Here is a 21,662-nt window from a genome sequence, read left to right as displayed (position 1 = left end):
TAGAACAGACCACCCGGCGCCGTGCCAGTGGCCGAAATGCGCGAGGATTTCACGGGGAACGGTGTTTCTCGTGTGGTCGTGCGGAGCCCACCCGATCAGGTGGAAAACTGTCAGGTAACGCGTCTGTGGTAACGGAAATCGCCCGCGGCACAGCACTCCGGCGGCGGAATCAGTTCCGCGCCCCGGCTCCCGGGTTCGACTTTTCGCGGGTGATTTTCGGGAATCGCGGGTCACTTCCGGTCTCCCCGTGACGGGCGTCCGCTCTCCCGGGCCTGTCGGCGCAGCAACCGGGCGAGGTAGTCCGCGGCGACCGGATCGCCGGCGTCGGCGGCCCGGCGGTACCAGCGCCCGGCGCCTTCGAGGTCGCCCCGGTGGACCCGGAGGGTGGCGAGGCCCTCCGTGCCGCCGGGGAAACCCACCTCGGCGGCAGCGCGGTACCAGTGCTCGGCCGCGGCCCGGTCACCGCGGTCGTGGTGGCGGGAACCGAGGTCGGTCAGGGCGGGGAGGACGCCCGCGTCGATGGCGTGGTGGTACCAGCGTTCGACCTGGGCGAAGTCGCCTCGCGTGTGGTGCAGGAGGCCGCCGAGCGCCCCGATCAAACCGCGGTCGGCTGCTGTGCGGTACCAGTCTTCGGCTTCGCGGTAGGCCTTGCGGTGTTCGAGGGCGTGGCCGAGTTCGATCATGGCGTCGAGCTCGCCCGTTTCAGCGGCCGCACGCAGCCGGCGCTCGTCCTCGCCCGGGCATCCGGCGAACCGTCCGTGCGCTCCGGCGGCGGGCCGGGCCGCGGTCACCTCCGCCGCGGCGGGAGCGCCGCGACGACTCCGACGGCGAGGGCCTCCAGGTCGGCGCCACCCAGCGGTCCGCGCGCCGCGACGCAGTCGGACAGAATGCGCCCGGCCACGAATTCCGTCGCCAGGCAGGGCGGGCCGGCGTCCACGACCGGCGCGGTGCAGAAGGGCCGCACGCGCGGGGCGGCCGCGACTTCGTGCCGGAACCGCGCGCGGAATTGCGCGTCCGCGACGTGCTCGGCGCGGATGACCTTGACGGCGCCCAGCCGGTCGGCACGCCTGGCCGCGAGGTACACCGTGCCCTGCCCCCTCGCCGAGCTTGCGCACCACGCGGTACGGCCTGGCCCGGCGCGGGTCGCCGCCCCGGCGAAGCCTCCCCGTCGTCCGGCCGCCCTGCCACGCCGGCGCCGGGAGGGGTCCAGGTCAGGCGCGCGCTCCCCCGTCCACCCGCAGGACCGTGCCCGTCACGTACGAAGCCCGGTCGCTGAGCAGCCAGGCGGCGGCTTCGGCGATCTCGTCCGGCTGCGCCGCGCGGCGCGGCGGCGTCGCCGCGACCAGCCGGTCCTGCAGCCCCGGGGCGTCCGCTTCCCACGCGCGGATCATCTCCGTCAGCGTGGTGCCAGGAGCGATGGCGTTGACGCGGATGCCTTCGGGGCCGTACGTCACCGCGGCCGACTCCGTCAGGCTGTTGACCGCGCGCTTCATCGCGCCGTACGCCGGCAGCTCCGGGTTGGCCAGCAGGCTCCCGACGGACGAGGTGTTCACGATGGCACCCGCTCCGGCCGTGGCGCGGATCGCCGCGACCTCGGCGGCCACCGCGAGCCACACACCCTTGAGGTTCACCGCGTAGACGTGGTCGAACTCGGTCTCCGGCAGCACGTCCAGGGGGCCCGGCCGCTGGATCGTGGCGCCGTTGTTGAACGCCACGTCGAGGCGGCCGTAGACCTGGACCGTCCGCTCGACGGCGCCGCGGACGCTGTCCGCGTCGGCCAGGTCGCAGATGACGTAGTCCGCGGTGCCCCCTTCGGCGCGGATCTGCTCGGTGACGGTCTTGAGCTGGGTTTCCGTCCGGGCCGCGAGCAGCACGCGAGCGCCTTCCCGCGCGAACAGCCGCGCGGCCGCGGCGCCGATCCCGCGGCCCGCGCCGGTGACGAAAGCGGTCTTTCCTGCCAACAGAGTCATGCCCCCAGCGTCGGCGCGGACGGCGACCGCAGTCAGGCACTGGCGGTACCTGGCTCGGCCCGCCGCACGCGGCACACTGGAGCTGTGGACAGGCGCGAACTGGCCGGGTTCCTGCGGACCCGGCGCGAACGGATCACCCCCGCCGACGTCGGCCTGCCCGCCGGACCGCGCCGCCGCACGCCGGGGCTGCGGCGCGAAGAGGTGGCGCAGCCGGCGTTCATCTCGACGGAGTACTACACGCGGCTCGAGCAGTCCCGCGGCCCGCACCCGTCGCGCGAGGTGCTGGCCGGGATCACCCGCGCGCTGCGCCTCTCCGACGCCGAGCGCGACCACCTGCACCACCTCGCCGGCCTGCCGCCCGGTCCGCCGCCCGGTCCGCCACCCGGTCCGCCAGAGCATCCTCGATCTGATCCGGCGCCTCCCCCGGGCCGCGGCGATCGTGGTGTCCGCGACGCTCGAGGTGATCGCCTGGAACGACCTCGCGGCCGCTCTCGTGGAGGATTTCTCCGCGCTGCCGCGCCGCGACCGCAACCTCGTCCGCCGCGCCTTCCTCGGCGGCGGCCGGCTCTACGGCGTCTCGGACGCCGGTGAGTTCGGCGTGTACGCGGCCCACAAACTCCGCGCCGCCGCGGCGCGGTACCGGGACGACCCGGAAATCGCGGCACTGGTCGGTGAACTCCGCGCGGGGAGCGCGGAATTCGCCCGGCTGTGGTCTTCCCACGACGTGGCCACCGAACCGGCCCTACGCAAGACCTTCGACCACCGCTCGGTCGGCCCGATCACGGTCACCTGCGACGTCCTCGACCTCACCGACCGCGACCAGCAGGTCGTCATCTACACCGCCGTCCCCGGCTCGCCCGCCGAAGAAGCCCTGCGGCTCCTGTCGGTCATCGGCACGGAGCGGATGGACGTCGGCAGCTGATCGGTCAGCCGCGCCAGGTGATCAGCTCCTCGAGCGGCAGCTTCGCCCGCTTCCCCGCACTCCCGCTCGGTGGTGCCGCCGGGTCTTCGGCCGAATAGCCCAGCGTCAGGATCCCCGCCAGCGCCACGCCGGCCGGGAAGCCGGTGAGGGCGTGGACCTCGGCGAACTGCGTGTGGTCGCCGGGGCCGAAGAAGCCCGTGGCGAGGCCCTCGGCGGTGGCGGCCAGTTGCAGCAGCGACAGCAGGGCGCCACTGTCGAACCACCAGTACGGGACGGGCCAGGGGATTTCGGCTCCGTCGTCGAGTTTGTCGGGTTCCTGGTAGCGCTCGTGGTAGGAGGCCTCCCGGATGCCGAGCGCGATGAGCACGGGTGCGCCCGAAATCCACGCCGGGAGGCCGGCCTCCACGTACGGCCCTTCGCTGATCGCGGCGATGCGCGCGCGGACGTCGGGCGCCGTGATCACCGCGAGCCGGTGGCCCTGGCTGAAGCCGGCGCTCGGCGCGCGCCGGATCACGCGCACCACGCGGCGGAGGACGTCGTCGGGCACGGGGTCGGGCCGGTAGGCGCGGACCATCCGGCGGTGGCGCAGAACCTCGGAGAACTCCATGTGATCAGCATGGCGGACGAGCCGAGGTTCAGTAACCGGCCGAGATCCGCAAGTAGTCCAGCGGAGCCGCGTAAGTGGTGCCGGCGCCGCAATGGCCGCCGACGATGGTTTCGACGTCGAGGCCGAGGGCCTGGATCGCGTCGTACAGCTGTGTGGCGAGCCGGCCGCGCTGGGCGCCCGGGGCCGGCGGCCGCGGAGTCGGGTTCCACAGGTCGGAGTTGAATACGAGCTTGCCCGAGCTGACGTACACGATCAGCATGTCCGCGGCGTGGTCGCTGACGATCCGGTACGCCGACACGGTGCCGCCGGCGGCGGTGTCGAAGGTCAGCACCTCGTCGATCCCGCGCACGTCCGCTGGGGCAGGTACGGCGGCGAGCCGGTCGGGGTCCACGGTGTGCGGCGCGGCCAGCACCTGCTCGAAGAACGGCACCGCCGGCGTTCCCACGTGGACGGTCAGGTCGCCGTCGGCGGCGAACTCGCGCAGGCCGCCCATGTGGTCGAAGTGGAAGTGCGTGCAGACGAGGTCGCGCAGCGGCTTGCCCGGAAACGCTCGCTTGACTTGCAGGAGCGCGGCGCGGCTGTAGTCGTCGTACAGCGGGGATTCCACGGCGAGCACCCGATCCGGCAGCTCCACGACCATCGTGTTGTGGCTCGGCCCCACGACGAGCTTCACGCCCGGCGCCAGCTCGACGGCTTCGGGCTTCACCGGCGCGGTCTGGAGGTCGAAGTAGAAGCGGACCCCGGAGTAGACGTAGTGCATGATCCACTCGGTGGAGCTCAGCGCGTAACTCGCCTGTTCGACGGTGGCCTCGGCGGTTTCCCCGGCTACCCCGGCGAACCTCGCGGGGTCCGCGGTACCGATCGTCGCTTCGGTGCGGGTTTCGCTGTGGACGTGGAGCCCGGCGGCGGTGATGTCCACGCGGAACGGCACGCGCACGCCGGAGACGGCGCGGAAGTCGTCGAAGGCGACGTGCACCAGGACGTCGCCCAGCGGCGAGTGTTCCTCGGTCACCTCCACCGCGCGCGGCAGACCGGCGGCGTCGAGGGTGATCCGGACCGGTGGGCGGCCGAACTCGCGCAAGGTCAGGACGCCGTCCGCGCCGGTGACGTCGGCCTCCGGCGCGAGCATCTTGCGCACGAGCCGCAGCGGCGAGGTGAGGTCGAAGTGCCGCAGCCGCGCGGCGACGCGCCACGACGGGATGGCCGTGTCCACCGGCCGCGGGTCGAACATGAAGTCGACGCCCCGCACGTGGCCGCGGCTGCCGTCGCCGATCTCGACGTAGTCCAGGTCCGTCGGCACGAGGTAGACCGCGGCCTGGTGCGCGAGGCGGTAGCGGGGCCCGGCGAGGTCGAGGTCCAGCGTCGAGGAGAAGTCCGCGACCAGCTCGGGTTTCGCGGGATCCTTGCCCCAGCCCGGGTGCCGCCGCCAGCCCGTGGCGACCGTGTGCTCGACGGCCGCGGCCTCGACGGCGGCCCGGCCACCGAGGGACTCGACCAGCGCGGCGAGCGTTTCCTGCGTCTGCTTCGGGAAGTTCACGCGCCCAGCTTCGTGCCGCGTCGCAGCGGCGTCCAATGCATGGCCGGCACGTCTACCATGCATGCCGTGCAACTCGAGAACGTCGACCTCAACCTGCTCAAAGCCCTCGAGGTCCTGCTCGAAGAACGCCACCTCACGCGCGCGGCGGCGCGGATCCACCTGAGCCAGTCGGCGATGAGCCGCACGCTCACCCGCCTGCGCGCGACCTTCGGCGACGAACTGCTGGTGCGCACGGCCCGCGGCTTCGAGCTCACCCCGCGGGCCCGCACGCTGCAGCGCGACCTGGCGCTCCTGATGCCGCAGCTGCGCTCGCTGGTCCGCGGCGCCGGCTTCAGCCCGGAATCCGCCACGGACGTCGTGCGCCTGCACCTCACCGACTACGCGGCGCTCGTGCTGGGGCACCGGCTCTTCAGCCCGGTCTTCCGGCAGGCGCCCGGCCTTTCCCTGCACACGGACTGGCTCTCGCCCACGTCGTTCGACGACCTCGGGCACGGCCGCGCCGATCTGGTCCTGACCCCCGTGCGGCCGCCCGCTCCCCTGCGCTGGCGGCCGCTGTTCGAGGAACGTTTCGTCTGCGTCCTCGCCCGCGACCACCCGGTGACCGCCGACCGCCTCACCCTCGACGACCTCGCGCGGTACCCCCACGCGAGCGTCGTCGTGCTGGGCGCCGAACGCATGCTCGCCGAGAACCGCCTGGCCGCACTCGGCATCACACCCCGGCCCGGGCTGCGCGTCCCCTTCTTCACCGCCGCGATCGCCGCCCTGCCCGGCACGCCGCTGGTCGCGGTCCTGCCCAGCCGGCTCGTCGACCAGGTGCCGATCGACGACGTGCGCGTGGCCGCCGCTCCCGCGCAGCTGATGCCGTACGCGTACGGCATGACCTGGCACCCGCGGCTGGACGCGGATCCGCTGCACACGTGGCTGCGCGATCTGGTGCTGGACGCCGGGCTCCAGCTGCCCGATCTCGATGAGCCGGGTCAGGGCTCCCGGGCCACCGGATCAGCACTCGCGGGATGAGGGCTCGTGCGCGGCACGAGGACCGTGACCAGGTCCTCGCGGGCTTCGGTGAGGAACCCCGTGGCCCGCGGAAAGTCGCGCAGCTCCGCGGAAAGCAGGTCGAGCGCGGGCACGAGCGACGCCGCCGGAACCCCGCGGGAGGCCAGGATTTCCCCGGTCCAGCGGAGGAAATCGGTGAACAACGCCCCGTCGCCGGTGTAGAGGGCGGTGGCGAGGAAGTCGACGACGTGGGCGAGATCTTCCGCGGTGTACTGGCGTTGCAGGTCGGTGTAGCCGCGCATCGCGGAGATGCGCGGCTCCAGTCCTGAGTAGACGGCCTTGACCAGCTGCGGGGCGGTGCGCGAGACCATCGTGTACTCCTGGTCCGCGAGGTGCGGCAGGTCGTCGATCGGCTGGTGCGGCGGTTTCGGGCTGGGCAGCCGGCCCCGCGCGAGCAGGTCGGCGGCACCGCGGGCATCGGCCGCCCACGCTTCGGCGCCGAACAGCCGCGCGGACCGGGTCGCCGCCGCGCCGGCAGTAGGTCGCGGGCAACCCGGCCCGCGCCGAAGGTGTGACGACCAGCGCAGCGTCGGCGAGGTGCTCCGCGGCCAGCCGCGCCGCGATCTCCGTGCAGCGGTCGAGGTTGAGTGTCGCGAGCAATGCCGTCGACGCCTCCGACAGCAGGGCCGTCCGGGCCCGCTCGACCCGCAGCTCCTCGCGCGCGAGCCACGCACCGGTGTCTTCGACGAACCAGAGGGTGACACGGCCGTCGCCGTGGCGAACCGGGTGCGCTTCGAAACGGCGCCCGGCGACCAGCCCGCCGGCGCGCGTGGCGGTGCGCGCCGCGCTGAGCACCCACTCGGGCACCGCCCCAGCGAGCAGGGCACCGGTCCGCCAGCCGGGGAACAGCTCGCGCGTGCCGCGGTTGGCGTGCTCGGCCCGCCCGTCGGCACCGGCCCGCAAGGCCGGGCAAGGGGCGTCCCAGTTCAGCGGGCTCGATTCGACGGCGGTTGATTCACCGCTGCTTTCAACGCTGCTGTTTCGACCCTGCCCGGCACGAGCCGGGGAGTCCGGTCGAGTTCGGTCAGACCCGCACTTCTTGTTCCCATCGCCGGGTTCCGCGCCCGGGTCCTCCGCTCGCCGCGCGGCGTCACCGGCTGCTGGTTGAACCGGATGCCCGGAATGGACGAGTCCACCGAGTGTTCCCCGGCAGCGCCGCCGAGTGCAAGCCGACCCGCTCGGTGTGGATCACTCGGGGACCCGCGTGACCTCGGGCTGCTCCGGCCCGTGCGGGATGTCGAACGACTCCTCGCCGGTGCGCAGCAGCCGCAGGACGACACCCGCCACGTAGTCCGGGCGCTGGACGACCAAGCCGGGGACCGGGGAGGCACCGAGGGTGAAGCGGCCGTCGGCGAACTCCGTCGCGGTGATGGACGGCAGGAGCAGGGACACGGCGATGCCGTCGGCCGCGAGTTCCTGCGTGAGCACCGAGCTGAGCATGTTCACGGCCGACTTCGAAGCCGCGTAGGCGCCGACGCCGACGGCGACGCGGCAGGTGGTGCCGGAGCTGACGTTCACGATGCGGCCGAAGCCCTGCGCCCGCATGGCCGGCAGCACGGCCTGCGTCATCGCGAGCAGGCTGACGACGTTGAGCTGCAGGACCCGCCCGAGTTCGGCCGGGTCCACCTGGTCGAGCGGGCAGTGGAGGCTGACGCCCGCGTTGTTGACGAGGCCGTCGACGCGTTCGTGGCGGTCGAGGGTCGCGGCGACGAGCGTTAGCACCTGCCCGGGGTCGGTCACGTCGGTCGGAACGGCCAGCGCGCCGCCGAGTTCTTCGCTCAGCGCGGCCAGCCGGTCGGCGCGGCGCGCCGCCAGCACGGGGTGCGCGCCGGCAGCGTGGAGGGCGCGGGCCGTCGACGCGCCGATCCCCGAGGACGCGCCGGTGACGATCACGGTCGTGCCGGCCAGGTCGATGAGGTCTGTCATGCCTCGACGTCTATCAGACCGTTCGTCCGGGCTGTCGCGCGGAACCGTTGCCCCGGCAGGCAAATCGGACGCCGCGAGCCGAACCGGGTCCGGCTCGCGGCGCCGGGCTCAGCGCGCCGCGCCGAACCACCGCTTCAGGTGCGCGGCCAGCTCCCGCTGTCCTTCGCCGGCCCAGACCACGTGGCCGTCCGGGCGCAGCAGCACGGCGGGCACGTCGAACTGCTCGCCGTCGGGCACGACGTGGTCGACGCGCTCGGACCAGCCCGCCACCGAGAGCTCGCCGGTGCGGTCCAGCAGCAAGCCGCGGCCCGTGCGCAGCAGCTCGAACAGCCGCCCCTGCTTGAGCGGCACGTCCGGCAGGCGGCGCCCGACGAGGTCGGGCCCCGCACCGAAGTCGTACCGGATGGCGGTCGCGGTGATCTTCTCGATCAGGTGGCGGTTGACCTCCTCGAAGTCCATCAGCTCCGCCAGCAGCTTGCGCACGGACTGCGGGCCGGGCTCGGTGGACATCAGCTGGATCTGGGCGCGGGTGTTGTCCAGGACGTCCGCGGCCACCGGGCGCCGCTCGGCCTCGTAGGTGTCCAGCAGGCCCTCCGGCGCCCAGCCGTGCAGCGCCGCGGCCAGCTTCCAGCCGAGGTTGACCGCGTCCTGCAGCCCGAGGTTGAGGCCCTGGCCACCGGTGGGCGGGTGGATGTGCCCCGCGTCGCCGGCCAGCAGCACCCGGCCGGCGCGGAACCGGTCGGCCAGCCGCGTCGCGTCGCCGAAGCGCGAGAGCCACCGCGGCGAATGCACCCCGAAGTCGGTGCCGGCGACGGCTGTGAGCTGCGCCTTGACCTCGTCGAGCGTCGGCGGGACCGTGCGGTCTTCCGCCACCCCGTCGGCCGGCACGACGACGCGGAACACGCCTTCCCCGAACGGCACCACCCCGAACCGCTTGTGCGTTTTGCGCACCTCGGCGACGGTCGCCATCACCTCCTCCGGCGGCACCCCGATCCGCAGCTCGCCCAGCAGCGTCTCGACCCGGCTGGGTTCACCGGGGAAGCCGATGCCGGCGAGCTTGCGCACCGTGCTGCGCCCGCCGTCGCAGCCGACGAGGTACCGCCCGCGCACCTGCGTGCCGTCGGGGAGTCCGGCGGTCACGCCGTCCTCGTCCTGGCTCAGCCCCACCACCTCGGCACCCCGCCTGAGCTCGACCCCGAGTTCGGCGGCGTACTCCCGCAGCAGCCGCTCGGTGGTGGTCTGCGGGATGCCGAGCGCGAACGGGTAGGGCGTGTCCAGCCCGTGCGGCGCCGGCTTTTCGATACCCGCGAAGAAGCCGCCGAGCGGGTGCTGCTGCCCTTTCGCGAGGAACCGCTCCAGCAGCCCGCGCTGGTCCAGCAGCTCGATGCTGCGGGCGTGCAGCCCGAGCGAGCGCACCACCTTCGTCGGCTCCGCGTCCCGCTCCAGCACCACGGGCCGCACGCCCTGCAGCCGCAGCTCGCTCGCCAGCATGACACCGGTCGGTCCCCCACCGGTGATGATCACGTCGATCACTGGATCGTCCCCCTTCGTGCTGTTCATCGCGGGGAAGTGTGCGCGACGACGGGGGTCTTGCCGCAAGCCCCGGGGTGCGGTATACGTTGGGAGTGGCAGGGAGAGGTTCTTCTCCTTGCTTTTCTTTGTCTCAGGCCGCTTTTCGCGCCACAGCCAGCAGGTGCGGGCTGGCCCCCAGCAGGCTCGGCTCCCGTTCGAGGCGCTCGATGGTGCGCAGCGCCGTTTCCCGCGCCACGGGATCGTCGAGGTCGAGGTCCATGCTCGACTGTCCACACGGTCCTTCCACGGCGAACACCTCGGCGCCGGGGAAGACGGCCCGGACCTCGGCCAGCAGGTCGTCGGGCCGGTGGAAGTAGGCGAGCGTGAACCACTCCGGCCGGCGCGCGACATCGGGGTTGCGGTGGATTCCGGTGCGCAGGTCTTCCTCCACCAGCGCCTCGAACTGCGGATCGGTGATCACCCCGGCCCGCAGCCCGTCGAGCGCCGACGCGAACCGCGAGATCGCCGCGGCGAACAGCCGGCCGCCGGGGCGCAGCACGCGGTGGGCCTCGGCCAGCGCGCGAGCGCGGTCCGCGGCCTCGACGAGGTGGTAGAGCGGGCCGAGCAGCAGCACGGCGTCGGCGGAAGCGTCTTCGACCGGGAGTTCGCGGGCGTCGCCCACTTCCGCGCTCGCGAGCGCCCCGGCCCGATCCGCGGCTCGCGCCGCCTCGACGTGGCCGGGCACGGGATCGAGCAGGTGCACCTGGTAACCCTCGTCGGCGAGCGGGAACGCGTACGCGCCTTCGGCTCCGCCGACGTCCAGCACGACGGCCGGAGCGGGTGGTAAGAACCGCGCCAGCAGGGCCCGGGTGCGCAGCGCTTCGAGCCGGCCCCACGTGGTGAGCCGGTCACGTTCGACGCCTTGCGCGTAGTGCAAAGTGATGTCGTCGCTGAGTCGCATGCCCCACCCGACCACAGCTCGCGGGCGTGGCGCATCCGGATTCCGGGCGCCGGTTACAGTACGCGAATGGCGAACCTACGGCAGCAGATCGTCGCTGAGCTCGGCGTGAAGCCGACCATCACCCCGAAGGTCGAGATCCGCGAGCGGATCGACTTCCTCAAGGACTACCTGCTTTCGACCCCGGCCAAGGGCTACGTGCTCGGCATCAGCGGCGGCCAGGACAGCACGCTGACGGGCCGGCTCTGCCAGCTCGCCGCCGAGGAACTGCGCGCCGAGGGGCACGACGCGACGTTCGTGGCGGTCCGCCTGCCCTACGGCGTGCAGGCCGACGAGGCCGACGCGCAGACCGCGCTCGAGTTCATCCGGCCCGACCGCTCGATCGCCGTCAACGTCAAGCCGAGTGCCGACGCCCTCGCGGCCGAGGTCGCCACCGGCGTCGGCGACGCGCTGCGCGACTTCGTGCGCGGCAACATCAAGGCCCGCGAGCGGATGGTGATCCAGTACGGCATCGCCGGGCAGCTGGGCCTGCTCGTCGTCGGTACGGACCACGCCGCCGAGGCCGTCACCGGCTTCTTCACCAAGTACGGCGACGGCGGCGTGGACCTCACCCCGCTCACCGGCCTGACCAAACGCCAGGGCGCGGCGCTGCTGCAGGAACTGGGCGCACCCGCGAGCGTCTGGGAGAAGGTGCCGACCGCCGACCTCGAAGACGACCGGCCCGCCCTCCCGGACGAGGCGGCCCTCGGCCTGAAGTACTCCGAGATCGACGACTACCTCGAAGGCGCCGACGTCACCCCGGCAGTCGCCGACCGGCTGGAGTCGATCTTCCTGGGGACGCGCCACAAACGCGCCGTCCCGGTGACCCCGCTCGACACCTGGTGGCGTGGCTGACGCGCGCCCGCGGCGGGCCGGGCTTTCGGCGGGATCTCGGGTGAGACCCGCCGAAAGCGTCAGAACCGGTCGACGTCCAGGATCGCCTTCGCGAAGGGCTGCGGGGCTTCCTGGGGCACGTTGTGGCCGATGCCGGTGAACGTGCGGTGTTCGTACTTGCCGGTGAACTTGGCGCGGTAGGCCTTGCCGTCGGCGGTGGCACCGTCGAAGTCGCTGCCGATGGTGATGGTGGGCACGCCGATGGTGGGGCCGGCGGCGAGCTTCTGCTCGTAGCCGTCGTACTGGGGTTCGCCCGGAGCGAGGCTCTGGCGCCAGCGGTAGTTGTGGACGACGATGGCGACGTGGTCGGGGTTGGTGAACGACTCCGCCATGCGCTCGTAGGTGGCGTCGTCGAAGCTCCACTTCGGAGAGACGTTCTTCCAGATGAGCTTGTTGAAGTCGTGGCGGTACTTCGCGTACCCGAGTTCGCCGCGGTCGGTGGCGAAGTAGTACTGGTACCACCAGCCGTACTCGGCGGCCGGTGGCAAGGGCTCCTTGTTCGCTTTGAGGTCGTTGATCCCGTAGCCGCTCACGGCCACCATCGCCTTGACGCGTTCGGGCCACAGCGCCGAGAGGACGTCGGCCGTGCGGACACCCCAGTCGTAGCCCCCGAGCACGACCTTGTCGAGGTGCAGCGCATCCATCAGCGCGATGACGTCGAGCGCCACGGCGGCCTGCTGGCCGTTGCGGAACGTGTCCTTCGACAGGAACGTCGTCGGCCCGTACCCGCGCAGGTACGGCGCGATCACGCGATATCCGGCTGCCGCGAGCAGCGGGCCGACGTCGACGTAGCTGTGCGGGTCGTAGGGCCAGCCGTGGAGCAGGATCACCGGTTTGCCGGTGGCCGGACCCCATTCCGCGTATCCGACGTTCAGCAACCCGGCCTTGACCTGCCTGACCGGACCGAGCGAGGTGTTCTTGCCCGAACCCGCGCGCAGGTCGTCACCGGCTGGTGCGGCCGGCGCCGGGCCGCCCCCGCCCGTCGAACAAGCGGCGAGTGACGCGGCGGCCGCGCCCGCGGCGAACACCTGGCCGAACTTTCTCCTGCTGATCATGGAAACTCCTCCGCGCCTGGCCCATGATGGGTACCCGGCCAACCTAAGTGGACGGTGATCGACTTCGCGAGCGTCACGTGACGCTGTCGGTGTACGTCATCACGGTGGGCGCGAAGGACTGTCCGAAAAAGACACACGGGATTCACTTCACCAGTACCGCAAGGGTTCCGTGCACGGTCATCGTCTCGCCGTTGCGTTCGATCCGGATGTCCGGCAGCGTGCGGCGCAGCCATTCCAGCACGAAGTGGTTCTCGCTCAGCACGTCGCACCGCATCCGGCTCAAGCCGTGCCCGACCAGCACCAGGGCGAGCTCTCGCACGAGCCGCCGCCCGATTCCCCGGTACTGGTAGGCCTCCGCGACCACCACGCCGATTTCGACGGCCGCTTCGGCCGAGTACACCGCCATCACGTGCCCGACCACGGTGTCCCCGTCGAGCGCGAGGAACACCAGTTGTCCCGGCACCACAGCGGTCATCGCCCGGACCAGATCCGGCGTGATGTGCCGGATGCCGGAGAAGAACCGGTGGTACCGGCTGGCCAGCGACAGCCCCGCGAGGAACCGGTCGACGGGTTCGCCGTCGCCGCACCGGGGCGGCCGGATCACAATCGGATCCACTGTGGACGCCGTCACACCGCCGGCGCGGAAAGCCCGAGCGCTGCCGCCGATTCGGCGCGCAGCTCGACCTTCCGGATCTTCCCCGTCACGGTCGTGGGGAACTCGGTGACCACGCGCACGTAGCGCGGGATCTTGTAGTACGCCAATTTCCCCGTCGCGAACGCGCGGATCGCCTCGGCGTCGAGCGGTGCCGCACCCGCGCGGAGCTTCACGCACGCGCAGAGCTCCTCGCCGAACCGGTCGTCGGGCACGCCGACCACCTGCACGTCTTCGATGTCCGGGTGCGTGTACAGGAATTCCTCGATCTCGCGCGGGTAGACGTTCTCACCGCCGCGGATCACCATGTCCTTGATGCGGCCGACGATCAGCGCGTACCCGTCTTCCCGCATCACGGCGAGGTCCTGGGCACCGGCTACGGGATCCTGATGGTGACCGGACTGGACAAAGTGGAACGGATGGCCGAGCAGCACGAGTTCGCCGGGCTGGTCAGCATCTTCTACGCGCTGGCCTACCTCGGGTTCGCCGCACCGTACCTGCTGGCCGCGCTCGCCGGTGGCGCGTCGTACGCGTTCTGGCTCGTGATCGCCGCGCTCGCCACCGTCGCCACGATCCCGCTCATGATGCTCGGCGGCCGCCCCGTCGCGCTCGCCCTCGACCCCGCACCCGAAGGAGATCACCATGGCCCAGCCGTCCGCGAACGCTGACTTCGCCGCGTTCCGGCTCCCCGAGGAACACCACGCGCTGCGCGCGGCCGTGCGTTCGTTGCGCGAGAAGGAGATCGCGCCGCACGCCGCGGACGTCGACGAGCGCTCGCGGTTTCCCGAGGAAGCCCGCGCGGCACTGACAGCGGCGGGGTTCCACGCGGTGCACGTGCCCGAGGAGTACGGCGGCGAGGGCGCCGACGGGCTCGCCGCGTGTCTCGTCATCGAGGAGGTCGCGCGCGTCTGCGTGAGCTCGTCGCTCATCCCGGCGGTCAACAAGCTGGGCAGCGTCCCGGTGCTGCTGTCCGCCTCGGACGAGCTCAAGAAGCAGGTGCTGCCGTCCCTGGCGAGCGGCGACGCGCTGTTCGCGTATGGACTGTCCGAACGGGAATCCGGGTCCGACGCCGTCACGATGAAAACCCGGGCCCACCTCGACGGCGACCATTGGGTCCTCAACGGCAGCAAAGCCTGGATCAGCAATTCGGGCGTGGCGAGCTGGTACACGGTGTTCGCGGTGACCGAGCCGGATCAAGGTGCCAACGGCATCTCGGCGTTCGTCGTCAACGCCGGCGATCCCGGCTTCGAGGTCGGGGCCAGGGAACGGAAGCTGGGCATCAAGGGCTCGCCGACGTGCGAGCTCTACTTCACCGGCTGCACCATCCCGGCCGACCGGATCGTCGGCGAGCCGGGCACGGGGTTCAAGACCGCGATGCGCACGTTCGACCACACGCGCCCGACCATCGGAGCCCAGGCCGTCGGTGTCGCGCAGGGCGCGCTCGACGCGGCGCTGGCCTACGTCAAGGAACGCACGCAGTTCGGCAAGCGGGTCGCCGAGTTCCAGGGCGTGCAGTTCACGCTGGCCGAGCTGGCGATGAAGGTCGAGGCCGCGCGCAGCCTCGTGTACCTGGCCGCGGCCAAGGTCGAACGCGACGAGCCCGACAAGACGTACTTCGCGAGCGCCGCCAAGTGCTTCGCCTCCGATGTGGCCATGCAGGTGACCACCGACGCCGTTCAGCTGTTCGGCGGGGCCGGCTACACGCGCGACTTCCCGGTCGAACGCATGATGCGCGACGCGAAGATCACGCAGATCTACGAGGGCACCAACCAGATCCAGCGGATGGTGGTGGCGCGTGCCCTCCTCAAGCGCTGAGCGGGCCGCCGCGTCACCGCCGGGCGTAGCGGGCCGGGGTCACGCCCAGCATGCGTTTGAAGTGCCGGGTCAGGTGCGACTGGTCGTAGAACCCGGCCTCCGCGGCCACCGCCCCGGCCGGCCACCCCGACAACAGCAGTTCGCGGGCCCGCTCCACGCGCCGGCCGGTCAGGTACAGGTGCGGCGGCAAGGCGAAGCGCCGGGTGAACGCCCGGACCAGGTGCGTCGGGTCCGCGTGCAGCAGGCGCGCGGCCTCCTCCAGCGGCAACCCCGCGACCACCCGTTCGTCGAGCAGGTCGCGCAGGTCGTCGGCCAGCCCGCGATCGGGCTCGGGTGCCCGGCGCCCCTGGTCGCGGCGCAGGTGCGTGCCGAGCCGCTCGACGATCAGCGCCAGGCGGCTTTCGGCCTCGAGTTCGTCGCCGGGTGCGGCGAGCGTGTCGTGCAGGCGGCCGATGCGGTCCCACAGCAGCGGGTCCGTGAGGTTCGGCCGGTCCGTCGCGGGCCCGATGAACCTCGGGTCGAGCGCCGCCTCGGGCAGGTAGATCACGCGCTTGCGGAACCCCTGCGGCGCGGCGGTGCGGCCGTTGTGCGGGACGTGCGGCGGCAGGAGCACGACCTGCGAACGCAGGGTGCCGTGCTCGTGGCGGTCCAGGTCGTACTGGAGCACGCCGTCGTCGAGGATCAGCAGCGTCCACACGGTGTGCGTGTGCACGGGGTACTGGTGGCGCCGGAAGTGGGCGTGGAACACCTCGCTGATGCCCGGGACACCCGGGCGCCACGCGGTGATCGCGGTTTCGCCGGCCATGCCAGGAATGTACAAGAATTCCGCGCCGGCGGCGGCGACGATCGGTGGTGGGGAACGTCTCGTGCGCCGCGGCGCGCGACGGTGCTCCCCCGCCCCGCACCCGACCACGACTGGACCGCCCGCATGCCCGAAACCCCTGACCCCGCGCCGGATCACGGCGCCGCACCGTATCTGTACCTGCTCGTCACGATGGCTTTGTTCGGAGCGGCGTTCACCAGCTCCAAGGTCGTGGTGGGTGAGCTGCCCCACGACGTCGCCGCGTTCCTGCGGTTCGGCGGCGGGGCGGTGATCCTCGCCCTGCTGCTGTGCCTTCGGCCCGGTGCGGCGAAGTTCTCCTGGCGCGACCTCGCACGGGCCGGCACCGTCGGCCTCGTCGGGGTGTTCGCGTACAACTTCTTTTTCTTCTGGGGACTTTCGCTCGCCCCGTCGATCGACGGCGGCATCATCGTGCCGGTGCTCAGTCCCGTGCTGACCACGCTGTACTTCCTCGTGACGGGCCGGGAAACCGCGTCCGCCGCGCGGATCACGGGCCTGGTGCTGGGGATCGCGGGTTCGGTCGTGTTCTTCGCCGGCATCGGCGACACCGGCTCCGGGTTCAGCGGTTCGCGCCTCGCCGGGGACTTCGTCTACCTCGCCGGAGCCGCGTGCTGGGCCGCCTACAGCGTCGCGTCCAAGAAGGTGCTCAGCGGTATGGAACCGTTGCGCGCCACGACGTACGCCACCGGCGTGGGCGCGGCGGCGCTCGTGCTCGTCGCGATCCCGTCCCTTCCGGACGCGAACTGGGCCGGGGTGTCGGAGACGAGCTGGCTGAACCTCGTCTTCCTCGCGATCGGCCCGACTGCGGTGGCGTACTTGTTCTACTACCGCGGACTCCGCTCGGTCAGCCCGGTCACCGCTACGATCACGATGTTCGCGGTGCCGGTGTTCACCACGATCACGTCGGTGACGTTCCTCGGCGAGTCGTTCACGACCGGGCAGCTCATCGGCGCCGTCATCACCGTTGCCGGGGCGGTGCTCGCGGTCACCCAAGGCCGGCTCGGCCGGCGTGCACCCCGGCATGTCCGGAGAACCGTTGGCAGGGAAGAGAAGGTGGACCGGTGACGGAAGCCGTCCGGCAGGTGCTGCGCGCTCGCGCACGCCAAGGCAGTACTCCGGGGAACCGCAGCGACGACGCCCGCGTGGCGCTGGTCATCGAGGGCGGCAGCTCCCGCGGTGCCTACTCGAGCGGGATGACGATCGCCATCGAGCAGCTGGGCCTGCTGCCGGCGTTCGACGCCGTCTACGGCAGCTCAGCCGGCGCGCTCAGCGCCGCGTGGCTGCTGTGCGGGCGCGCCGAATCGACCCAGCACGCGTGGTGGGACCAGCTCATCATGGGCACGACCATCAACCCGAGGCGCGTGCTGCGGCGGCAGCCGGTGGTGGACACCGGGTTCCTGGTGAACACCGTCTACACCGAGATCCTGCCGATGGGCTTCCGGGAGATCCTCGACAACCCTGTCGAGTTCCACCCGCTGGCCACCGACGCGCTCACCGGCGAGTCCGTCGACCTGCGCGGCCACGCCCGTGACCAGGCCGGGATCCAGGCCGCGCTGCGCGCGTCGACGGCGATGCCGCTGCTCGCGGGCGAGCCGATCATGGTCGGCGGACGGGCGTACGTCGACGCCGGGGTGAGCGAGAGCGTCCCGATCCGCACGGCGCTCGCCCAGCACGCCACGCACGTCGTCGCGCTGCGCACCCGCCGCGGCGACGAACCGGCCGCCACCCCGCCGTCGGGCGGTGAGCGGCTCGTGGCGGGGCGCTGGTTCGCCCGGCACGCGCCCGGCGCGATGGATCCGTGGCTGCGCCGCGACGTGCTCAAGGCCGAGGAGGAACACCTCCTGGCCACTCACCCGGCGACGCTGCAGATCCGCCCGCCGGTGGGCAGCCCGAACATCGGCCGCACCGAACGCCGGCCACGGCTCATGCGCGCAGCCGTCGACACCGGCCGGCAGGCGGCGTGGAACGAGCTGGCGCCGTGCGTCAAGGACCCCGGCTGAGAAGTTCCTCCACAGTGGACACTGGGGGGTCCGACGGTGCAGCGAAGTTGTTGCGGCGTCCGATAGGAGGTCCTGGCACTTCTCGTCACTTCCCCGGGCACGTCCGGTCACTCCGGGGGCCGTGCGCCGCGCGAGGGTTGACCCATGGAAAACACCTTCGAGGGTCGCCTGCTCGTCGGGGCGACGGGGTCGGCGGCAGTGGCCGCGTTGCCCGCGTACCTGGGCGCGCTGCGGTCGGCGCTGCGCGGCCCCATCACCGTGCTGATGACCCCCACCGCGGCGAAGTTCCTGCCGGCGCACACCGCCGGCCTGTTCGCGGACCGGGTCGTGACCGGGACCGACGCGAGCACGTGGCCGCGGGAGAACCACACGACGCTGGCGGCCGGGCACGACCTGACGGTGGTGCTGCCGGCCAGCGCGCACACGCTGTCGGCGGTCGCGACCGGGGCGGCGCCGAACCTGCTCGCCACCACGGTGCTGGCCGCGACGCACCCGGTGGCGTTCTTCCCCGTGATGACCGGGGAGATGTGGGCGAAGCCGGCGGTGCAGCGCAACGTCACGCAGCTGCGTGAGGACGGCTACCGCGTGGAGGACCCGGCCTCCGGGCCGCGCTACGACGTGGCGGCGGGTGCGTTCGTCGAGAGCCCGCAGCCTCCGCCGCCGCCCCGGTTCGTCGAGATCGTGCGGGAACTGCTGTCCTGACTCCGGTACGTCCCGGGTGTCACGCCGGCCGTGGCGCGAAACGCCCGGTGCAGCTGGGCCGCGCCGGCGAACCCCGACTGCGCGGCGACGGCCGGCAGCGGCAGGTCCGGCCGATCCCGCAGCAGCCGTTGCGCCCGCGCCACGCGCAGGCGCCGGATCAGCGCCGTGAGTGGCTCGCCGTCGTCGGCGAGCGCGCGGAACAGCGAGCGGCGGGACACCCCGCAGCCGTCCGCGACGGCGGCCGCGTCGAGGGCCGGGTCGGTCAGGTGCTGCCGGACGAACCGCTGCACGCGTTCCCGGGTGAGCGCCGCCGACGTCGGGCGGGTGCCGCGGGCGGCCCAGTCCAGGGCCGACTGCACGAGGCCGACGGCGTGGGGCAGCAGCACGGCGGCCGCGGCCGGGTCCGCGCGCTGCTGCCGGGCGAGGCCGGTGAGGAACTCGGCCACGAGCCGGCCCGGACCGTCGAGCTCGACGGCCGTCACGGCTGCCGCGGGGCGCACGAGGGTGCGCGGCAGCCGGACCACGACCTGGGCGAACGCTCCCGAGAATTCGAGGGTGTAGGGCCGCGTGCTGTCGAGCACCGTCAGCGTCCCGGGCCGCAGCGCGGCCGAGCGTCCGTCCTGGATCGCCAGTGACCGGCCGGCGGTCTGGACGTTGACGAGCAGGTACTCCTCCGGGTCGCGCGCGATGAGCCGTTTCGTGCGCGTCACCCGCTGCGGACCGGAGACCACAGTGGACAGCCCGACGCCGTCGAGGGCGGCGTGGTCGAGCCGGCCCGTGAACGGCGCGTCGCCCGTCGCGCGGGCCGCCACCCGCACCAGCGTCTCGCAGATGACGTCGGACCAGTAGCCGAACGCGTCGGACGAGGCGACGTCCTCAGTGGACCACGAGCGCTGCACGCCGCCGATCGTGGCAGACGCACGCCGCCGATCGAGGCGCGCGGGCCGGACGGTGCCCCGACGGGCACGCCCCGTTCCCCCGCCGTCCCGGGTCCGCAGGTCCTGGCCCCCGGTTGACAGCGTGGCATTATGAACCTAAGAAATACCACGCACGTCACACCGAAGTGCCGGGCGTCTAGAGGAGAGCTATGGCTCGGAGGACCACGCTGGTCCTGTTCACGGCCGGAGTGGCCGCGGCTGTCCTGTCGGCGGCGGCCTGCGGGCCGGGCGACCAGGCCGGTTCCGGCTACGGACTGGCCAGCCCCGGCACCATCACGGCGGGGGTGACGGCCGGCGACGCGCCGTTCGTCTCCCCCGACGCCACCGGGAAACCGGTCGGGCTGCTGGTCGACCTCAACAACGCGATCGCCCAGCGCATGGGCCTCAAGATCACCTACCGCATGACGACCGTCAGCGCCGGGCTGCCGCTGGTCACAGCCGGGCAGCTGGACATGCTGGCGATCGGCATGCTGCCGACGCCCGAGCGCAAGAAGAGCGTCGACTTCACCCAGCCGTTCTACCTGGCCTCCGACGACGTCGTGGTCCGCGCCGATTCGGCCGTGAAGGCGGCCGGGGACCTGGCGGGCAAACGCGTCGGCGCCGGCCTCGGCAGTGCCCAGGCCGACTTCGCGACGGCCAAGATCCCCGGCGCCACGCTCATTTCCCAGCCCACCAACGGCGCGGGTGTGAACCAGCTGCTCAACGGCAACCTCGACGCGATGGTCCTCGCGTCCACCGAGGTGCCCGCCGTGTTCCGGCAGAGCCCCGGCCGGCTCAGGATCGCCTACTCCGCGCCGCACGAGCAGGCCTCCGCGATGCCGATCAACCGCAAGCTCACCGCGTTCGAGAAGGCCTACGGCGACCAGCTGAAGACCACGATGGACGACGGCACGTTCCTGCGCCTGTACGACCGGTACTTCCCCGGCGAGCCGTACCCGTCCCCGATGTTCACCTATTGGCCCCAGCTCCGGGGCCAGCTCCAGAAGGGCAAGTGACGCATGCGCAGCTTCCTCCGGACGGCCCCGGTCCTGCTGGCCGCCCTGCTCGCCGTCTCCGCGTGCAGCTCCCCGGGCAGCAGCGCGGGCGGCTCGGGCTCCGGTGACGCCTACGGCCTCGCCGTCCCCGGCACCATCACCGCCGCCGTCCCGCAGGGCGACGCGCCGTTCGTCTCCCCCGACGCCACCGGCAAACCCGCCGGCCTGCTCATCGACCTCAACGACCTCATCGCCCAGCGCATGGGGCTGAAGATCACCTACAAGCTCTCGACCGTCGGCGCCGGTCTGCCGCTGGTGACCGCGGGCCAGTACGACATGATGATCGCCGACCTCACGATGTCCGAGGAACGCAAGCGCAACGTCGCCTTCACCACGCCGTTCTACGTGGACGCCAACGACGTCCTCGTCCGGTCCGACTCCCCGGTGAAGGCCGTCGCCGACGTCGCGGGCAAGCGCATCGGCGCCGGCATCGGCAGCGCCCAGGCCGACTTCGCGGCGAAAGCCCTGCCGCAGGCCCACGTCGTCTCGGTGCAGACCAACGCGACCGGGATCGACCAGCTCCTCAACGGCAACCTCGACGGCTTCGTCGTCAGCTCCGTGCAGGCGATCACCGTCTTCGCCCAGCACCCGGGGCGCCTGAAGGTCGGCGTGTCGGTGCAGAACCCGATCCCCGAGGCGATGGCCGTCCGCAAGGGGCTCGACAAGTTCCTCACCGACTACGACAAGCAGCTGGCCGCGGCGGTCGACGACGGGACGTTCCTGAAGCTGTACCGGAAGTACTTCCCGGGCCAGGAGTACCCGAGCTCGCTGTTCCGGTACTGGCCGTCGTTGCAGGCCCAGGTGCAGCAAGGGGCTCCGGCGGGCAAGTGAGGGGGCGCCGGTTTCCCGCGGGCCGGGTTGTGTCGCGGGTCACGGAATGCCCGGCGATCTTCGGCGCTACAGACGGAGAGGACCGTTGCGCGATCAAGGGAGCAATCATGGCCACCACCACACCGGAAGAGAGCACGCTGCCCGTGCCCGAACTCGACGACTTCGATTTCCCGCTCACCGACGGGGCCGCCTGCCGGATCGACGACCCCGACTGCGAAGCCTGCCAGTGAGCCTCGCCGGCGCACGCTGACGGGTGACCGGTTTCGCGCGGGTGGCGGCACCATCCGCCGCCCGCGCGCAAACCGGCGGGGGTGCCCCCGCCCGGGGGGTCACCATTTGATACGCACCTCAGGTGACGAACGATGATATTGTG

Annotated in this window: 25 protein-coding genes and 1 pseudogene; 12 read left to right on the top strand and 14 right to left on the bottom strand. The window is 72.2% G+C overall.

Annotated elements, in window-relative coordinates; all coding sequences use genetic code 11:
• Positions 1-230: 230 nt before the first annotated feature.
• The 3 genes from ACIA77_RS50680 to ACIA77_RS50670 all read right to left on the bottom strand — a co-directional run bounded on the left by ACIA77_RS50680 (position 231) and on the right by ACIA77_RS50670 (position 1,970).
• Positions 231-791: a tetratricopeptide repeat protein gene (locus ACIA77_RS50680; protein WP_395893421.1), complete on the bottom strand. Its 561-nt coding sequence runs from the start codon at positions 789-791 to the stop codon at positions 231-233.
• Positions 788-1,084 (bottom strand): hypothetical protein, encoded by a 297-nt coding sequence (locus tag ACIA77_RS50675; protein ID WP_395893419.1) that lies wholly within the window; start codon positions 1,082-1,084, stop codon positions 788-790. The genes ACIA77_RS50680 and ACIA77_RS50675 overlap by 4 nt, the downstream gene beginning before the upstream one ends.
• A gap of 127 nt (positions 1,085-1,211) precedes the next feature.
• Positions 1,212-1,970: an SDR family NAD(P)-dependent oxidoreductase gene (locus ACIA77_RS50670; RefSeq protein ID WP_395893418.1), complete on the bottom strand. Its 759-nt coding sequence runs from the start codon at positions 1,968-1,970 to the stop codon at positions 1,212-1,214.
• An 84-nt stretch (positions 1,971-2,054) separates the two neighbouring features.
• Between ACIA77_RS50670 and ACIA77_RS50665 the strand changes: the two are divergent.
• Positions 2,055-2,246, top strand: a pseudogene (locus ACIA77_RS50665) (transcriptional regulator); the annotation flags it as partial.
• 166 nt (positions 2,247-2,412) lie between these two features.
• On the top strand, positions 2,413-2,892 hold the full coding sequence (locus ACIA77_RS50660) for a hypothetical protein (protein WP_395893417.1): 480 nt from the start codon (positions 2,413-2,415) through the stop codon (positions 2,890-2,892).
• A 4-nt stretch (positions 2,893-2,896) separates the two neighbouring features.
• On the opposite strand, the gene ACIA77_RS50655 is transcribed toward ACIA77_RS50660, so the two are convergent.
• Together ACIA77_RS50655 and ACIA77_RS50650 are read right to left on the bottom strand one after the other, a co-directional pair.
• On the bottom strand, positions 2,897-3,499 hold the full coding sequence (locus ACIA77_RS50655) for a nitroreductase family protein (protein WP_395893416.1): 603 nt from the start codon (positions 3,497-3,499) through the stop codon (positions 2,897-2,899).
• Between the two features lie 28 nt (positions 3,500-3,527).
• On the bottom strand, positions 3,528-5,036 hold the full coding sequence (locus tag ACIA77_RS50650) for an MBL fold metallo-hydrolase (RefSeq protein ID WP_395893415.1): 1,509 nt from the start codon (positions 5,034-5,036) through the stop codon (positions 3,528-3,530).
• 66 nt (positions 5,037-5,102) lie between these two features.
• Here ACIA77_RS50650 and ACIA77_RS50645 point away from each other — a divergent pair, with 66 nt between their 5' ends.
• Positions 5,103-6,053 (top strand): LysR family transcriptional regulator, encoded by a 951-nt coding sequence (locus ACIA77_RS50645; protein ID WP_395893414.1) that lies wholly within the window; start codon positions 5,103-5,105, stop codon positions 6,051-6,053.
• Here ACIA77_RS50645 and ACIA77_RS50640 read toward each other — a convergent pair.
• The 4 genes from ACIA77_RS50640 to ACIA77_RS50625 form a co-directional block, all read right to left on the bottom strand.
• Positions 6,014-6,403, bottom strand: coding sequence for a cobalamin-binding protein (locus tag ACIA77_RS50640; RefSeq protein ID WP_395893413.1), 390 nt, complete (start codon positions 6,401-6,403; stop codon positions 6,014-6,016). The two genes, ACIA77_RS50645 and ACIA77_RS50640, sit on opposite strands and share 40 nt — an antisense overlap.
• A gap of 877 nt (positions 6,404-7,280) precedes the next feature.
• On the bottom strand, positions 7,281-8,018 hold the full coding sequence (locus ACIA77_RS50635; RefSeq protein ID WP_395893412.1) for an SDR family NAD(P)-dependent oxidoreductase: 738 nt from the start codon (positions 8,016-8,018) through the stop codon (positions 7,281-7,283).
• 108 nt (positions 8,019-8,126) lie between these two features.
• Positions 8,127-9,551, bottom strand: a complete 1,425-nt coding sequence (rox, locus tag ACIA77_RS50630) for a rifampin monooxygenase (RefSeq protein ID WP_395893429.1) — start codon at positions 9,549-9,551, stop codon at positions 8,127-8,129.
• Positions 9,552-9,681: 130 nt separating this feature from the next.
• Entirely contained in the window at positions 9,682-10,491 is an 810-nt protein-coding gene (locus tag ACIA77_RS50625; RefSeq protein ID WP_395893411.1) for a class I SAM-dependent methyltransferase, read from the bottom strand.
• Between the two features lie 66 nt (positions 10,492-10,557).
• Between ACIA77_RS50625 and nadE the strand changes: the two genes are divergently transcribed.
• A complete protein-coding gene (nadE, locus tag ACIA77_RS50620; RefSeq protein WP_395893410.1) occupies positions 10,558-11,382 on the top strand; it encodes an ammonia-dependent NAD(+) synthetase in 825 nt (274 codons plus the stop codon).
• A 59-nt stretch (positions 11,383-11,441) separates the two neighbouring features.
• Here nadE and ACIA77_RS50615 read toward each other — a convergent pair whose 3' ends face one another.
• The 3 genes from ACIA77_RS50615 to ACIA77_RS50605 all read right to left on the bottom strand — a co-directional run bounded on the left by ACIA77_RS50615 (position 11,442) and on the right by ACIA77_RS50605 (position 13,481).
• Positions 11,442-12,476 (bottom strand): alpha/beta fold hydrolase, encoded by a 1,035-nt coding sequence (locus ACIA77_RS50615; RefSeq protein ID WP_395893409.1) that lies wholly within the window; start codon positions 12,474-12,476, stop codon positions 11,442-11,444.
• A 142-nt stretch (positions 12,477-12,618) separates the two neighbouring features.
• The gene (locus ACIA77_RS50610; protein ID WP_395893408.1) at positions 12,619-13,080 is read right to left on the bottom strand and encodes a GNAT family N-acetyltransferase; all 462 of its coding nucleotides are present in this window, start codon (positions 13,078-13,080) and stop codon (positions 12,619-12,621) included.
• Between the two features lie 23 nt (positions 13,081-13,103).
• A complete protein-coding gene (locus ACIA77_RS50605) occupies positions 13,104-13,481 on the bottom strand; it encodes a hypothetical protein (protein WP_395893428.1) in 378 nt (125 codons plus the stop codon).
• Positions 13,482-13,517: 36 nt separating this feature from the next.
• Between ACIA77_RS50605 and ACIA77_RS50600 the strand changes: the two genes are divergently transcribed.
• Both ACIA77_RS50600 and ACIA77_RS50595 read left to right on the top strand, forming a co-directional pair.
• Positions 13,518-13,796 (top strand): hypothetical protein, encoded by a 279-nt coding sequence (locus ACIA77_RS50600; RefSeq protein ID WP_395893407.1) that lies wholly within the window; start codon positions 13,518-13,520, stop codon positions 13,794-13,796.
• Entirely contained in the window at positions 13,771-14,943 is a 1,173-nt protein-coding gene (locus ACIA77_RS50595) for an acyl-CoA dehydrogenase family protein (protein ID WP_395893406.1), read from the top strand. The genes ACIA77_RS50600 and ACIA77_RS50595 overlap by 26 nt, the downstream gene beginning before the upstream one ends.
• Positions 14,944-14,956: 13 nt before the next feature.
• Here ACIA77_RS50595 and ACIA77_RS50590 read toward each other — a convergent pair whose 3' ends face one another.
• A complete protein-coding gene (locus ACIA77_RS50590; protein ID WP_395893405.1) occupies positions 14,957-15,748 on the bottom strand; it encodes an AraC family transcriptional regulator in 792 nt (263 codons plus the stop codon).
• A 123-nt stretch (positions 15,749-15,871) separates the two neighbouring features.
• On the opposite strand from ACIA77_RS50590, the gene ACIA77_RS50585 reads away from it, so the two are divergent.
• From ACIA77_RS50585 to ACIA77_RS50575, 3 genes are all read left to right on the top strand, one after another.
• Entirely contained in the window at positions 15,872-16,849 is a 978-nt protein-coding gene (locus ACIA77_RS50585) for a DMT family transporter (protein ID WP_395893404.1), read from the top strand.
• Positions 16,846-17,784 (top strand): patatin family protein, encoded by a 939-nt coding sequence (locus ACIA77_RS50580; RefSeq protein ID WP_395893403.1) that lies wholly within the window; start codon positions 16,846-16,848, stop codon positions 17,782-17,784. Before ACIA77_RS50585 ends, ACIA77_RS50580 begins: the two co-directional genes overlap by 4 nt.
• A gap of 144 nt (positions 17,785-17,928) precedes the next feature.
• The gene (locus ACIA77_RS50575) at positions 17,929-18,486 is read left to right on the top strand and encodes a flavoprotein (RefSeq protein ID WP_395893402.1); all 558 of its coding nucleotides are present in this window, start codon (positions 17,929-17,931) and stop codon (positions 18,484-18,486) included.
• On the opposite strand, the gene ACIA77_RS50570 is transcribed toward ACIA77_RS50575, so the two are convergent.
• Positions 18,396-19,385 carry a helix-turn-helix domain-containing protein gene (locus tag ACIA77_RS50570; RefSeq protein WP_395893401.1) on the bottom strand — a complete coding sequence of 330 codons (990 nt, stop codon included), beginning with the start codon at positions 19,383-19,385 and terminating at the stop codon, positions 18,396-18,398. The two genes, ACIA77_RS50575 and ACIA77_RS50570, sit on opposite strands and share 91 nt — an antisense overlap.
• A 188-nt stretch (positions 19,386-19,573) precedes the next feature.
• Here ACIA77_RS50570 and ACIA77_RS50565 point away from each other — a divergent pair, with 188 nt between their 5' ends.
• From ACIA77_RS50565 to ACIA77_RS50555, 3 genes are all read left to right on the top strand, one after another.
• The gene (locus ACIA77_RS50565) at positions 19,574-20,419 is read left to right on the top strand and encodes a substrate-binding periplasmic protein (protein ID WP_395893400.1); all 846 of its coding nucleotides are present in this window, start codon (positions 19,574-19,576) and stop codon (positions 20,417-20,419) included.
• A 3-nt stretch (positions 20,420-20,422) separates the two neighbouring features.
• Complete coding sequence (locus tag ACIA77_RS50560) at positions 20,423-21,289, top strand: substrate-binding periplasmic protein (RefSeq protein ID WP_395893399.1); 867 nt, start codon at positions 20,423-20,425, stop codon at positions 21,287-21,289.
• A gap of 107 nt (positions 21,290-21,396) precedes the next feature.
• Positions 21,397-21,519: a hypothetical protein gene (locus ACIA77_RS50555; protein ID WP_255570896.1), complete on the top strand. Its 123-nt coding sequence runs from the start codon at positions 21,397-21,399 to the stop codon at positions 21,517-21,519.
• Positions 21,520-21,662: the final 143 nt, after the last annotated feature.

It is taken from the genome of Amycolatopsis sp. NPDC051903 (assembly GCF_044452505.1).
Taxonomy (GTDB): domain Bacteria; phylum Actinomycetota; class Actinomycetes; order Mycobacteriales; family Pseudonocardiaceae; genus Amycolatopsis.
The sequence above is the reverse complement of the archived record's forward strand: the minus strand, read 5'-3'. Positions and strand labels throughout refer to the sequence as shown.

What these genes read in the sequence shown, in the direction of transcription:
- ACIA77_RS50560 (WP_395893399.1), top strand. Translation starts at nt 20,423, where the DNA reads ATGCGCAGCTTCCTCCGGACGGCCCCGGTCCTGCTGGCCGCCCTGCTC.
- ACIA77_RS50585 (WP_395893404.1), top strand. Translation starts at nt 15,872, where the DNA reads ATGCCCGAAACCCCTGACCCCGCGCCGGATCACGGCGCCGCACCGTAT.
- ACIA77_RS50595 (WP_395893406.1), top strand. Translation starts at nt 13,771, where the DNA reads ATGGCCCAGCCGTCCGCGAACGCTGACTTCGCCGCGTTCCGGCTCCCC.
- ACIA77_RS50640 (WP_395893413.1), bottom strand. Translation starts at nt 6,403, where the DNA reads ATGGTCTCGCGCACCGCCCCGCAGCTGGTCAAGGCCGTCTACTCAGGA.
- ACIA77_RS50600 (WP_395893407.1), top strand. Translation starts at nt 13,518, where the DNA reads ATGGTGACCGGACTGGACAAAGTGGAACGGATGGCCGAGCAGCACGAG.
- ACIA77_RS50605 (WP_395893428.1), bottom strand. Translation starts at nt 13,481, where the DNA reads ATGCGGGAAGACGGGTACGCGCTGATCGTCGGCCGCATCAAGGACATG.
- ACIA77_RS50655 (WP_395893416.1), bottom strand. Translation starts at nt 3,499, where the DNA reads ATGGAGTTCTCCGAGGTTCTGCGCCACCGCCGGATGGTCCGCGCCTAC.
- ACIA77_RS50615 (WP_395893409.1), bottom strand. Translation starts at nt 12,476, where the DNA reads ATGATCAGCAGGAGAAAGTTCGGCCAGGTGTTCGCCGCGGGCGCGGCC.
- ACIA77_RS50575 (WP_395893402.1), top strand. Translation starts at nt 17,929, where the DNA reads ATGGAAAACACCTTCGAGGGTCGCCTGCTCGTCGGGGCGACGGGGTCG.
- ACIA77_RS50635 (WP_395893412.1), bottom strand. Translation starts at nt 8,018, where the DNA reads ATGACAGACCTCATCGACCTGGCCGGCACGACCGTGATCGTCACCGGC.
- nadE (WP_395893410.1), top strand. Translation starts at nt 10,558, where the DNA reads ATGGCGAACCTACGGCAGCAGATCGTCGCTGAGCTCGGCGTGAAGCCG.
- ACIA77_RS50670 (WP_395893418.1), bottom strand. Translation starts at nt 1,970, where the DNA reads ATGACTCTGTTGGCAGGAAAGACCGCTTTCGTCACCGGCGCGGGCCGC.
- ACIA77_RS50565 (WP_395893400.1), top strand. Translation starts at nt 19,574, where the DNA reads ATGGCTCGGAGGACCACGCTGGTCCTGTTCACGGCCGGAGTGGCCGCG.
- ACIA77_RS50555 (WP_255570896.1), top strand. Translation starts at nt 21,397, where the DNA reads ATGGCCACCACCACACCGGAAGAGAGCACGCTGCCCGTGCCCGAACTC.
- ACIA77_RS50625 (WP_395893411.1), bottom strand. Translation starts at nt 10,491, where the DNA reads ATGCGACTCAGCGACGACATCACTTTGCACTACGCGCAAGGCGTCGAA.
- ACIA77_RS50590 (WP_395893405.1), bottom strand. Translation starts at nt 15,748, where the DNA reads ATGGCCGGCGAAACCGCGATCACCGCGTGGCGCCCGGGTGTCCCGGGC.